10 protein-coding genes are annotated in these 13,038 nt (G+C 72.0%); 6 read left to right on the top strand and 4 right to left on the bottom strand.

The features are described 5' to 3' along the window. Positions 1–19 precede the first annotated feature (19 nt). The 4 genes from pstC to EJF31_RS12990 all read left to right on the top strand — a co-directional run bounded on the left by pstC (position 20) and on the right by EJF31_RS12990 (position 4,065). Positions 20–979 (top strand): phosphate ABC transporter permease subunit PstC, encoded by a 960-nt coding sequence (gene pstC, locus EJF31_RS12975; protein ID WP_260430817.1) that lies wholly within the window; start codon positions 20–22, stop codon positions 977–979. Beyond that, positions 976–2,061: a phosphate ABC transporter permease PstA gene (pstA, locus tag EJF31_RS12980; RefSeq protein WP_125037425.1), complete on the top strand. Its 1,086-nt coding sequence runs from the start codon at positions 976–978 to the stop codon at positions 2,059–2,061. Before pstC ends, pstA begins: the two co-directional genes overlap by 4 nt. 22 nt (positions 2,062–2,083) lie before the next feature. Beyond that, positions 2,084–2,863, top strand: coding sequence for a phosphate ABC transporter ATP-binding protein PstB (pstB, locus tag EJF31_RS12985; RefSeq protein WP_125037426.1), 780 nt, complete (start codon positions 2,084–2,086; stop codon positions 2,861–2,863). Between the two features lie 140 nt (positions 2,864–3,003). After that, positions 3,004–4,065, top strand: coding sequence for a hypothetical protein (locus tag EJF31_RS12990; protein WP_125037427.1), 1,062 nt, complete (start codon positions 3,004–3,006; stop codon positions 4,063–4,065). A 71-nt stretch (positions 4,066–4,136) separates the two neighbouring features. Here EJF31_RS12990 and EJF31_RS12995 read toward each other — a convergent pair whose 3' ends face one another. From EJF31_RS12995 to EJF31_RS13005, 3 genes are all read right to left on the bottom strand, one after another. Beyond that, positions 4,137–5,156, bottom strand: coding sequence for an anion permease (locus EJF31_RS12995; protein ID WP_373994722.1), 1,020 nt, complete (start codon positions 5,154–5,156; stop codon positions 4,137–4,139). After that, positions 5,153–5,770, bottom strand: coding sequence for a DUF47 domain-containing protein (locus EJF31_RS13000; protein WP_125037429.1), 618 nt, complete (start codon positions 5,768–5,770; stop codon positions 5,153–5,155). Before EJF31_RS13000 ends, EJF31_RS12995 begins: the two co-directional genes overlap by 4 nt. A gap of 90 nt (positions 5,771–5,860) precedes the next feature. Further along, a complete protein-coding gene (locus EJF31_RS13005) occupies positions 5,861–8,047 on the bottom strand; it encodes an RNA degradosome polyphosphate kinase (protein WP_125037430.1) in 2,187 nt (728 codons plus the stop codon). Here EJF31_RS13005 and EJF31_RS13010 point away from each other — a divergent pair. Further along, positions 8,046–9,440: a PAS domain S-box protein gene (locus EJF31_RS13010; RefSeq protein ID WP_125037431.1), complete on the top strand. Its 1,395-nt coding sequence runs from the start codon at positions 8,046–8,048 to the stop codon at positions 9,438–9,440. The genes EJF31_RS13005 and EJF31_RS13010 overlap by 2 nt on opposite strands. Positions 9,441–9,466: 26 nt before the next feature. Then, positions 9,467–10,507 carry an alpha/beta hydrolase gene (locus EJF31_RS13015; protein ID WP_260430818.1) on the top strand — a complete coding sequence of 347 codons (1,041 nt, stop codon included), beginning with the start codon at positions 9,467–9,469 and terminating at the stop codon, positions 10,505–10,507. Between the two features lie 3 nt (positions 10,508–10,510). Here the strand turns inward: EJF31_RS13015 and EJF31_RS13020 are convergent, their stop codons facing one another. Next, positions 10,511–13,003, bottom strand: coding sequence for a hypothetical protein (locus tag EJF31_RS13020; protein ID WP_125037432.1), 2,493 nt, complete (start codon positions 13,001–13,003; stop codon positions 10,511–10,513). Positions 13,004–13,038: the final 35 nt, after the last annotated feature.

Consider the following 13,038-nt stretch of genomic DNA (forward strand, 5'->3'; position numbering starts at 1 on the left):
TGAGATCACAGGAGCACCCGTGTCAGCCACTCCCACCCTGAAGGATCCGGAGGCGTCGCCGGCGATCCAGACCGGCAACCGCCGGCGCGGTGACGCCCTCTTCGCCGGTACGGCGCGCGGCGCCGGACTGGTGATCCTCGCGGCGCTGGCCGGTGTCGTGGTCTTCCTCGCCATCGAGGGCATCCCCGGCCTCAACGAGACCTCCGGCACCTACGCGCCGCACGACTCGTTCCTCAGCTACACCGCGCCGCTCGTGTTCGGCACCGTGCTGGCCGCCGTCCTGGCGCTGGTGATCGCCGTGCCGTTCGCCTTCGGCATCGCGCTGTTCATCTCGCACTACGCGCCGCGCCGGATCGCCGTCCCCGTGGCGTACGTCATCGACCTGCTCGCGGCGGTGCCGTCGGTGGTCTACGGCCTCTGGGGCGGCCGCACCCTCGGCAAGTACATCGTCCCGGCGCACGCCTGGCTCGCGGACCACCTCGGGTTCATCCCGCTCTTCAAGGGCCCCGCCTCGGTCACCGGCCGCACCATGTTCACCGCCGCCATCGTGCTCGCGATCATGGTCCTGCCGATCATCACCGCGATCTCGCGCGAGGTCTTCTCGCAGACCCCGCGTCTCCACGAGGAGGCCGCGCTCGCGCTGGGCGCCACCCGGTGGGAGGCGATCCGCCTCGCGGTCTTCCCCTACGCCCGCTCCGGCATGGTCTCGGCCGTCATGCTCGGCCTCGGCCGCGCGCTCGGCGAGACGATGGCCGTCGCGATGGTGCTCTCGGCCTCGCCCGTCGCCACGCTGAACATCATCTCGAACACCAACTCCGCGACGGTCGCCTCCAACATCGCGACGAGCTTCGCCGAGGCCACGCCCGCCAAGCTGCACGTCCTGATCGCGACCGGGCTCGTGCTGTTCGCCGTGACGTTCGCGGTGAACTTCGCCGCCCGCTGGATCGTGGGCCGCAACGAACGGAGGATGGCCCGATGAGCGAGACCCAGCTCGCGATGGCCAACGGCCCGTCGCTCGCCCTCTCCCAGCCCCGGCTGCCCCGCTGGGCGCCGATCCTGGTGGCGGTCCTGGCGATCGCCGCTGCCGGCCTGCCCGCGATCATCCTGGGGTGGGGGCTCGTCCCGTGGCTCCTGCTCGGCGTGCTCCTGTTCACCGTGGGGCTCCCGCTGTGGTCCGGCCTGGTCGAGAACCGCCGCTCCGCGGTCGACCGGCTGATGACCACGCTGATCTGGGCCGCCTTCGGCGTCGCCCTGATCCCGCTGGTGTGGCTGCTCTGGACGGTCGCGAGCATCGGCGCGCCCCGCATCAACGTGGAGTTCCTGACCTACTCGATGCGCAACGTCCTCGGTGACGGCGGCGGTCTCTACCACGCCCTGCTCGGCACGCTGCTCATCACCGCTGCGGCCGCCGTCATCTCGGTGCCGATCGGGATCTTCGCCGCGATCTACCTCGTCGAGTACGGCAAGGGCAAGACCCTGGCGCGCCTGATGACGTTCCTGGTCGACGTGATGACCGGCATCCCCTCGATCGTGGCCGGCCTCTTCGCGCTGGCGCTGTTCGTGCTGCTGTTCGGCCCCGAGACGCGCCTGGGCTTCGGCGGCTCGGTCGCGCTGTCGCTCCTGATGATCCCGATCGTGGTGCGCTCCACCGAGGAGATGCTGCGGCTCGTGCCGGACGACCTGCGCGAGGCGTCGTACGCCCTCGGCGTGCCGAAGTGGCGGACGATCACGCGCGTCGTGCTGCGCACGGCGCTCGGCGGCATCATCACCGGTGTGACCCTCGCGATCGCCCGGGTGATCGGCGAGACGGCGCCGCTGCTGGTGATCGCCGGTCTGTCGGACTCGACCAACACCAACCTGTTCCACGAGCGGATGACGACGCTGCCGGTGTTCATCTACTACCAGTTCACCCAGCCGGGCGTGGTGCCCTTCGGCAGCCATGGCGAGGCGCCGGGCATTGCGCGAGCATGGGGGGCGGCACTCGTCCTCATCGTGCTCGTGATGGTGCTGAACCTGCTGGCCCGCCTCATCGGCAAGATCTTCGCCCCCTCCAAGGGCTGACCCAGAAAGGCTGAGCCAGACCATGGCCAAGAGCATCGATGTATCGGACCTCGACATCTACTACGGCGACTTCAAGGCCGTCGAGGGTGTCAACATGACCATCAAGGCGCGGTCGGTGACCGCGTTCATCGGCCCGTCGGGCTGCGGCAAGTCGACCATGCTGCGGTCGCTGAACCGCATGCACGAGGTCATCCCCGGCGCGCGCGTCGAGGGCAAGATCATGGTCGACGGGCAGTCGCTGTACGACGCCTCGATCGACCCGGTCGCCGTGCGCCGCCAGATCGGCATGGTCTTCCAGCGGCCCAACCCGTTCCCCACGATGTCGATCTACGACAACGTGCTCGCGGGCAACCGGCTGAACGCCAAGAAGATCAAGAAGGCCGAGGCCGACGTGATCGTCGAGCGCTCGCTGACCGCCGCGAACCTCTGGAACGAGGTCAAGGACCGCCTCGGCAAGCCCGGCATGGGCCTGTCCGGTGGCCAGCAGCAGCGGCTCTGCATCGCCCGCGCGATCGCCGTCGAGCCGCAGGTGCTGCTGATGGACGAGCCGTGCTCGGCGCTCGACCCGATCTCGACGTCGGCGATCGAGGACCTGATCCACGACCTGAAGTCCGACTACACGATCGTGATCGTCACCCACAACATGCAGCAGGCCGCGCGGGTCTCCGACGACACCGGCTTCTTCAACCTGAAGGCGGCCGGGCAGCCGGGTCACCTGGTGGAGTTCAACCCGACCAAGAAGATGTTCACCAACCCCGACCAGGAGTCGACCGAGGCGTACATCTCGGGTCGTTTCGGCTGAGGGTGGTGTTGTCGGGATAGTCCGGCACGTTTCTGTTGTTCTCGAGCACCTGGAACAACAGAAACGTGCCGGACTATCGCCGTTTCGGGGGCCTGTGGATAGCCGACGAGCGGGGTCGTCGAACCGGGTAGATCCACCCCATGGACCGATCCTTCACGCCCTCGACGTTTCACCCGCGGCGGCCGGGCATCTACGCACCGCTGCGGATCGACGCCTGCGGACGCGCCGGACCGACTCCGGAGGCGGTCCGGTGGAGCAGGTGGCGGCGTACGAGTAGTGGCTTCTACCTGCCCGCTGACCTGGAACTGACCCAGCCCGAGCAACGGATCGTCGAGGCTGCTGCCGTGCTGCCCGAGTACGGCGGAGTCACGGGCTGGGCCGCACTGCGGTGGCTGGGAGCGACCTGGTTCGACGGTGGCGGCGGCCGAGACGACGTCCACCTCGCCATCGGCCCGTGCAACGTTCGGGCGCAGAAGGGCATCCACCCGTGCGAGGAGAAGCTCGCTCCGGAGGACCTGACCGAGGTCGACGGACTGCGCATCACCTCAGCGGTGCGCTCGGCCTGCTACGAGATGAGGTACGCCGCGACCCTCCGGCTCGCCGTCGGCGTCCTGGACATGGCGGCCTACCACGACGTCGTCTCGGTCGAGGAGGTCCGGGCCTATGCCCGGTCGCTAGCGAGCTGGACCGGCGTCCCCCAGCTCCGTGCGGCACTGGCGCTCGCCGAGGAGAACAGCTGGTCGCCGATGGAGACGCTGATGCGCCTGGTGTGGATCCTGGACGCGTGCCGGCCGCGTCCGCTGTGCAACGTGCCCGTCTTCGACCTCGCGGGTCGGCACCTGGGGACTCCCGACCTGCTGGATCCTGTCGCGGGGGTGTTCGGCGAGTACGACGGCCATGTCCACCTCGTCGAGGACCGACGCGCACCTGACCTCGACCGCCTGGAGCTGTTTCGCTCGGTGGGGCTGGAGGGCGCCGTCATGGTGGCGGCGGACCGTCGCGATCCGTCACCGTTCGTGCGACGACTGCTCGGGGCGTATCGCCGTGCCCGGAACCTCCCGGAGGGAGCGCGGCGGTGGACGCTCGAGCCACCCCCGTGGTGGGTCGACACCACCACCGTGGCCGCCCGCCGCGCGCTCACCGGTCGCGATCTTCGGTTGATCGCCCACCGGAACCGTCTGAGGGGCCCGATGGCGGGATAGTCCGGCACGTTTCTGTTGGTCACGGGCGTGCCGAACAACAGAAACGTGCCGGACTATCCCCCCAACAGCCCTCAGGAAGGAATGACGAGGTGCAGCACGCCGTAGCAGGCGGCGGCGGCCAGACCGGCCATGGGGAAGGTGAGGACCCAGGCGGTGACGATCGAGCGGGCCATGCCCCAGCGGACGGCCGAGAAGCGCTTGGTGGCGCCGGCACCCATGATCGAGGACGTGATCACGTGGGTGGTGGAGATGGGGGCCTGGAAGGCGAAGGCGGTCGTGTAGAGCACCGACGCGCCGACGGCCTCGGCGGAGTAGCCGCGGGCGGGGTCGAGGTGGATGATGCGGCGGCCGAGGGTGCGCATGATGCGCCAGCCGCCGGAGTAGGTGCCGAGCGAGATGGCGGACGCGGCCGCGATGACCACCCAGAGGGGGAGGGCGTCGGAGGTGACGTACGACGGGTCCTCGATCGTGTGGTACGCGCCGAGCGCCAGGACGATCACGCCCATCGTCTTCTGGGCGTCCTGCAGGCCGTGGCCGAGGGCCAGGGCGGCGGCGGAGAGCGTCTGCATCATCCGGAAGCCGCGGAAGACCTTGTGGGGGTTCCGCTTCCGGAAGATCCACATGATCGACAGCATCACGATGAACGCCGCGATGAAGCCGAAGACGGGCGAGGCCACCATCGGGATGACGACCTTGTCGAGGATGGTCTGCCAGTTGACCGTGGCGCCGCCGACGAGCGCGGCGCCGACCAGGCCGCCGATGAGGGCGTGCGAGGAGGACGACGGCAGGCCGAAGTACCAGGTGATGAGGTTCCAGATGATGGCGCCGAGGAGGGCGGACATCACGATCACGAGACCGTGCCGGGCCGCGACGCCGCCGATGGTGTCGGAGACGGTGTGCGCGACCTCCTGGCCGAGCAGCGCGCCCACGAAGTTCATCACCGCGGCGAGCAGCAGCGCGATGCGCGGCGTGAGCGCCCGGGTCGAGACCGAGGTGGCGATGGCGTTGGCGGCGTCGTGGAAGCCGTTGGTGTAGTCGAAGGCGAGAGCGATGCCGACGACCGCGATGACGATCGCGAGATCCACGCTCAGGACTCCTTGACGGCGATCTGCTCCACCGTGTTGGCGACCTTCTCGAAGGCGTCGATGGCGCCCTCGAGGGACTCGACGATGTCCTTGAGCTTCAGCACCTCCATCGCCTTGAACTCCCCGGAGAAGAGGTTGGCGAGGGTACGGCGGTGGTTCTTGTCGCCGGCGTTCTCGAGGCGGTTGATCTCGATCCAGTACTCGTCCATCGACTGCATCGACTGCAGCTGCGGCATGGCCGCGGCGGTGATGTCGGCGCAGCGCTGGATGACCTCGACCTGCGCGGAGAGCTCGGCCGGGAGGACCTTCACCTCGTAGAGCAGGATCATGTCGACGACCTCGTCCATGAGGTCCATGACGTCGTCGAGGCCGGACGCGAGGTGGTAGATGTCCTCGCGGTCGAACGGCGTGACAAAGGTGGTGTTCACGCGCCGGACGATGGCGTGCATCGTCTCGTCGGCCTGGTGCTCGGCCTCCCGCATGCGGCGGGCGACGTCCTCGCGGTCGGAGGAGTCGCTGAGCATCTCGGCGAGCAGCTCGGCACCCACGACGAGGTGACGAGCTGATTCGGTGAAGAGGTCGTAGAAGGTGGTGTCGACCGGACGGAATCGCAAACCCACGGAAAACTCCTGGTGAGGAGAAGCAGAACGGCCATCATGCTAGGGGGTCGCGAGCGCGCAGACGCAACCCTCGCCGGTGTGAGGCCGCGCTCAGCTCCCGTTCGCCAGCTCTCGGACCGCCTGGCTGCGTCGCTTGCGCTGGTGCTCGATCAGCGCCTCCTGCAGGTGTACGGCGCCCCCGTTGCGGACCCACTCCCCGTCGGGACCCAACAGCCACGCGCTCGTGTCGGGTGCGAAGGACAGGTCGAGCAGCCGCCCGATCGCCGACACGTTGCCCTCCCCGGGCAGTCGCACCAGCACCTCGACCCGCCGGTCGAGGTTGCGGTGCATCATGTCCGCCGACCCGATCCACACCGAGGGCTCGCCGCCGTTCTCGAACCAGAACACCCGGCTGTGCTCGAGGAACCTGCCCAGGACCGAGCGCACCTCGATGTTCTCCGACAGCCCCAGCACGCCCGGTCGCAACGAGCAGATGCCGCGCACGATCAGCTGCACCGTCACCCCCGCCTGCGAGGCGAGGTAGAGCGCGTCGATGACGGCCTCGTCGACGACGGAGTTGGCCTTGATCCGGATCCGCGCCGCGCGGCCGGCCTCGTGGTGCTGGATCTCGCGGTGGATCTGGTCCACCAGCCCGGTGCGCACGGAGTCCGGCGCGACCAGCAGCTCCTGGTAGGAGGCGTTCCGCGACCACCCGGAGAGGTTGTTGAACAGGTGGGCGATGTCGTCGGTGATCTTGGCGTCGGTGGTGAGCAGCCCGAGGTCCTCGTAGAGCCGCGCGGTCTTGGAGTTGTAGTTGCCGGTGCCGATGTGGGCGTAGCGGCGGATGCCGTCGGGCTCGTCGCGCACCACCAGCGCCAGCTTGCAGTGGGTCTTCAGCCCGACCAGGCCGTAGACGACGTGGCAGCCGGCCTGCTCGAGCTTGCGCGCCCAGCGGATGTTGGCCTGCTCGTCGAAACGGGCCTTGATCTCCACGATCACCAGCACCTGCTTGCCGGACTCGGCCGCGTCGACCAGGGCGTCGATGATCGGGCTGTCACCGGAGGTGCGGTAGAGCGTCTGCTTGATCGCCAGCACGTGCGGGTCGGCCGCGGCCTGCTCGATGAACCGCTGCACCGACGTCGCGAACGAGTCGTAGGGGTGGTGCAGCAGCACGTCGCGGCGGCGCGTGGACTTGAAGATGTCGACCGGAGCGGCGGACTCGACCTCGGCCAGCCGGGAGTGGGTGGTCGGCACGAACGCGGGGTACTTCAGCTCCTCGCGGTCCAGGTCGGCGATGTCGTGCAGGCCGCGCAGGTCCAGCAGCCCCGGCACCCGGAACACCTCGTCGGCGGTCACGCCGAGCTCGGAGATCAGCAGGTCGAGCACCTGCGGCGAGATCGTCTCCTCGACCTCGAGCCGCACCGGTGGGCCGAAGCGGCGCCGCAGCAGCTCCTTCTCCAGGGCCGCGAGGAGGTTCTCGGCGTCGTCCTCCTCGACCTCGAGGTCCTCGTTGCGGGTGACCCGGAAGCTGTGGACGTCGCCCACCTCCATGCCCGGGAACAGCCGCTTGAGGTGCTCGCGGATGACGTCCTCGAGCGGCACGAACCGCTGGTTGCCGAGCGGCACGAAGCGGGCGAAGATCGGCGGCACCTTGACCCGGGCGAAGTGCTCCTTCTCCGTCTTCGGGTTGCGCACGACGACGGCCATGTTGAGTGAGAGCCCCGAGATGTAGGGGAACGGGTGGGCCGGGTCGACGGCCAGCGGCGTCAGCACCGGGAAGACCCGGTCGCGGAAGAGCCGCTTGCAGTACTTCTGCTCCTCGCGGTCCAGCTCGTCCCACCGCGCCAGCTCGATGCCCTCGGCGGTCAGCTCCGGCACGATCACCTCGCGGAAGAGCAGGGCGTGGCGCTCCATCAGCTCGCGGGTGGTGGTCCAGATCTGTTCGAGCACCTCGCGGGGCAGCAGGCCCGACGCGGCGCGTACGGCGACGCCGGCCGCGATCCGGCGCTTGAGGCCGGCCACGCGCACCATGAAGAACTCGTCGAGGTTGTTGCTGAAGATCGCGAGGTAGCGGACCCGCTCGAGCAGCGGCAGGGTCGGATCCTCCGCAAGCTCCAGCACACGCTGGTTGAAGTGCAGCCACGACAGCTCACGGTCGAGGAAGCGGTCGTCGTACTTCTGGACGGCCTCGAGGGACTCGTCGTCGGGGACGTAGGGCGGCTCGACGTCGAAGGTCTCGTCCGTGGCGTGGTCGTCGGGCGGGGTCACGACGGGGCTCGGCACGGTCTCCGGAGTCATGTGCCCAGTGTGGCATCGGGAGGTGAACACGCGGTGCGGCTGTCGGAGGGGTCCCGGATGCTGTACAAAACGGAGTGTGGGCAACGGTGGGGTGGGGGTTCGTCGTGTCCTCGAACCGCACCCGTCGAGCGTGCGCGAGGCACGTCGCTACGTCCGTGATGCCCTGGTGACGGCGGGTCGCGAGGACCTCGTGGAGACCGCCGAGCTGCTCGTGAGCGAGCTGGTCACCAACGCGCTGGTGCACGTCGGGACCGGCATGGACATCGCCGCCTGGGTCGAGGGCGACGTGCTGCGCGTCGAGGTGGGGGACGCGAGCCCGCACGCGCCGACGCAGCGCCACCACCCCGTCACCGCCGGCACCGGCCGCGGCCTGCGCCTGGTCTCCTCGATGGTCGACCGCTGGGGCACCACTCCGCGCGGCACCGGCAAGGTGGTCTGGTTCGAGCTCGAGGACGGCGACCACGAGCCGGACCTCGGGGAGTGGGACGTCGCCGACCTCGAGGACGACCAGACTGGTCGGGTCGTCGCGCCGGGCGGCTCGCTGCCGCGTCCCCTCGACGTCGAGCTGCTCAACGTGCCGCTCCTGCTGCACACCGTGTGGCAGCAGCACGCCGACGCCCTGCTGCGCGAGCTGCTGCTGATCCGGATCGGCGCCGGCTCCAACACCGACGAGCTGTGGGCGCACGCGCTCGCCAGCGAGGCGATGTCGTTCCTGCAGGAGAACCTCCCGACCCCGAACGTCGGTGAGGACGCCGACGAGCTGATGGTCAGCGCCGTCGAGCCGTTCGTCTCCAGCGACCGCGAGGTGCTGTACGTCCCGGCCGAGATCGTCGACCACTTCCGGGTGCTCGACGAGACGCTCGAGGCCGCCGTGGGGATGGCCGAGGCGGGCTTCCTGCTCACCCCGCCCACCCAGCCCGAGGTCCAGGCGTTCCGCCACTGGATCTGCGGGGAGATCCGGCGCCAGGCGACCGGCGAGCCGCCGGTCCCGTGGTCCGACGTCCCGACCTCGGCGCCCGCACCCGCGGCCCGCATGCCGCTCGGCTGGACCTCCGACGAGGTCAGCGGCTCGGCGCTGGCGGTGATGGCCGCCGACGACACCAACCGGCTGATCGCGGCCAGCCCGTCGGCGCTCGAGCTGCTGGGGTACGCCGGACCCGAGGAGCTGGTCGGCCGCCGGCTCGTCACGATCATCCCGGCCCGTTTCCGCCAGGCCCACGTCGCCGGCTTCACCCTCCACCTCGCCAACGGCCGGGCCCCGCTGCTGGACCGCTGGGTCACGGTCCCGGTGCTGCGCAAGGACGGCTCGGAGATCGACGTACGCCTGCTGGTGGCGGCCGAGATGCTGCCGGCCGGCCGGCGCGTGTTCGTGGCGAGACTCGAGCCCGCCTGAGCCCTACTCGCGGGTAGATTTGCCGCGTGACCATCCAGGAGAAGCTCACCGCCGTCAACCACCGCGTCCAGGGTCCCCTGCTGAGGGCGACCCTCGGCCTGCCGGAGCGGGTCCAGCGGGTGCTGGCCGGCCGGCCCGTGGTCCGGGACGGGCAGACCCTGGCCACGGACACCCAGCTCACGCTCCGGCTGCAGAGGCTGGCCCGCGAGACCGGCGCGGAGACGCTGCCGCTGTCCGAGGGCCGGGCCGCGACGGTCCGGCACGCGAGCGCCGCCGGGGGCAGCCAGCGCATCGGCGCGGTCCGCGACGTCCCGGTCGGCGACCGGCCGGGCCGCCTGTACGTCCCCACGGACGCCCCGACGCCCGGGCCGCTGCTGGTCTTCTTCCACGGCGGCGGGTTCGTCTTCGGCGACCTCGACTCCCACGACGCGGGCTGCCGGTTCCTGGCCGAGCGGAGCGGCGTTCGCATCCTCGCCGTGGACTACCGGCTCGCGCCGGAGTCGCCCTTCCCGGCCGCGCACGACGACGCGATCGACGCCTACCGCTGGACGGTCAAGAACGCGGTCGGCCTCGGCGCCGACCCCGACCGCCTCGCGGTGGGCGGCGACTCGGCCGGCGGCAACCTGGCCGCGTCGGTGGCGATCGAGGCCCGCCGCGAGGGGCTGCCGCTGGCCTTCCAGCTGCTGATCTACCCGGCGACCGACATGGTCCGCGACACCGAGTCGGCGCGGCTGTTCTCCGAGGGCTTCTACCTCACCAAGGCCTACATGGACCTCGCCAACGACGCGTACGTCGGCGAGACGTCGCTGACCGACCCGCGGCTGTCGATGGCGTACGCCGACCTCGACCCTGGCCTCGCGCCCGCCTACGTCGTGACCGCGGGGTTCGACCCGCTGCGCGACGAGGGCGAGGCCTACGCCCGCAAGCTGGCCGACGCGGGCGTGAGCGTGGAGCTCAAGCGGTTCCCCGACCAGATCCACGGCTTCTTCAACATCGTCGGCGTCGGCCGGACGTCGCGGGCGTGCATGGGGGAGGTCGCGGCCAAGCTCAAGGCCGCGCTGGCCTGACGGTCAGAGCCCCGGGCGCCACGACCGCAGCGCCTCGGTGAACGCCACCGAGTCGACCATCCGCGCGTCGACGCTGACCGGCGCGAGGTTGCGGCGCAGGAACTCGACCTTCCACTCCTTCTCGCCGGGCGCGCCCGCCATCGCGAGCTCGGTCCGGTCGTTGCGGAGGTCGAAGCGGTGGTGGTGGCCGCCGTCGACGATGTCGACGAGGCCGCGGTCGATCCGCACGTGCGAGGTCGGCGGCCGCGCGATCCACGCGCCGACCAGCAGCACGAGCACGAGCACCGCGGTCGGCCAGGCCAGCCAGCCGGGCATCGCGCCGACGGTGGCCAGGGCGCTGAGCAGGGCGAGCACCACGGCGCCGCCCACGAGCATGCTCGAGGTGAGCAACACCCCGCGCGGCGGGCCGAACGTGATCACCTCGGTGCCCTCGCCCGGCGTCACGACCGCGGCGGCGCCCGAGGCGTGGCGACCGGCGTCGGGAAGCAGGTCGAGGTCGGGGGCCGGACCGGGCGGGGTCGAGTCGATGTCGGCGTGGTCGGCGGGGAGCGGCGGCAGCACCACGGGCTGGGGCCGCTGCCACCAGCGCCGGCGCAGGGTCATCTCGTCCATGAGCAGCGTGCGGGTCTCGGCGAGCGCGGCGGCCAGGTCGCGGGCGCGCTCCTCGGCGATCGCCCGCTCGCGCATCGCCTCCTCGGCGACCTCGGCCTGACGGCGTACGGCGGCCTCGACGGCACTGCGCTCGTAGGCCCGGTCGGCCACGGCCTCCTCGGCCTGGGCGCGGGCCCTGGCCTGCTCGGCGGCGGCGGCCTCGGCGGCGGCCCGGGCGTCCTGGGCGATGGTGAGCTCCTGGAGCGCTTCGGCGAGCCGGGCCTCGGCGGAGTGCCGCTCGCCGGCGGCCTGGCCGGCCAGCTTGGCGTGCTCGCGGGCGTCGAACTCGGCGGCCTCGCGGCGCTGCTGGGCCTCGGCGGCCGACTCCTCGGCGACCCGTCGGGCCTCGGCGTGCTCGGCGGCGGCCCGGTCGGCGGTGACCCGGCCGGCGTGCGCCTGGCGGGCCTGCTCGGCGAGCTCCTCGGCGGCGCGCTGGGCGGCGGCCTGGGCGGTCGCGGCGGCGTCGGCGACGGTGACGGCCTCGCGGGCGGCGTCCTCGGCGGCGGTGCGGTCGAGGTGGGCCTGCTCCGCCAGCGCAGCCTGGGCGCGGCTGGCGTCCTCGGCGGCGGTGCGGGCCTCGTGCGCGGCGATCGCGGCCTCGGCGTGCTCGAGGGCGGTGAGCTCGGCGGCCTCGCGGGCCGCGGCCTGGATGGCGGCGGCCTGCTCGGCGGCGGTGCGGGCCTCGTGGGCGACGCGGGCGGCCTCGGCGTGCTCCTCGGTGGTGCGGTCGGCGGCCTCGCGGGCTGCCTGGGCGACCCGGGCGGCGTCGGCGAGCTCGGCGGCGGCCCGGTGGGCGGCCTCCTCCGCGGCGGCGGCCTGGCCGGCGGCAGCGGCGTGCTCGTGGGCGGCGGACTCGGCCGCGGTGCGCTCCTGGTGGGCCTGCCGGGCGAGGTCGGCGTGCTGGCGGGCCAGCTCCTCGGCCGCCGTACGCGCCTCGACGGCTGCCAGGGCGATGTCGGTGTGCTGCTGGACCTTCTCCTCGGCCTTGGCGCGGGCGGCGGCCTGCTCGGCCGCGATGGCCTCGGCCGCGGCGCGGGCCTCGGCCTGGTCGGCGGCGGCCTGCTCGGCCGCCTCGCGGGCCTCGATCGCGCGACGCCAGGCGGCTTCGTACTCCGCGGCGGCGAGCCCGGCCGCCTCGGCCAGCTCCTGGGCGCGGGCCTCGGCGGCGATCCGGTCGTCGTGGGCGGCCTGGGCGGCCTCGGCCTGCTCGGTGGCGGCGCGCTCAGCGGCCTTGCGGTTGGCGTGGGCCTGGGCGGCCTGCTCGGCGGCCTCGCGGGCGGCCTGCTCGGCGAACGTGCGGCCGGTGTGGGCAGTGTCGGCGAGAGCGGCCTGGGCCTCGGCGGCCTCCTCGGCAGCCTTGCGCTGGGCGGCCTGGTAGGCCGCAGCCTCCTCGGCGGCGACCCGGTAGGCCTCCGACGACGTGGCGGCCTCGGTCTGCTTGAGGGCGGCGGCCTCGGCGTCCTGCCGCCGCAGCGTCGCGTCGCCGGCGGCCTGCTCGGCGCGCGCCAGCTCGGCGGCGTGCTTGGCGGCGGCCTGCTCGGCCTCGGTCCGGGCCCGGTGGGCCTGCTCGGCGAGGGCGGCGTGCTCCTGCGCGGCGCGGTCGGCCTGCTCGCGGGCGGCCGCGGCCCGGGCGGCGGACTCCTCCGCGACGAGCCGCTCGGCGGCCTGCTCGGCGGCGGCGAGCTCGGCGGCCTGCCGGAGCTTGGTGGCGCGATCGGCGGCCGCGACGGCCTCGGCGGCGCGCTTGTGGGCCTGCTCGGGGGACTCGGCGACCGGGACGTCGGGGCGCCGACGCCAGCGCCGGCCCGAGCCGTCGTCGGGGGGAGTGGAGGCAGCCGCGTTCATGTCGGGTCCGAGCGTAATGGGTGTCCGCGGTAGCA

Origin of the sequence: Nocardioides sp. LS1 (genome assembly GCF_003865225.1) — a bacterium.
GTDB lineage: Bacteria > Actinomycetota > Actinomycetes > Propionibacteriales > Nocardioidaceae > Nocardioides > Nocardioides ginsengisegetis.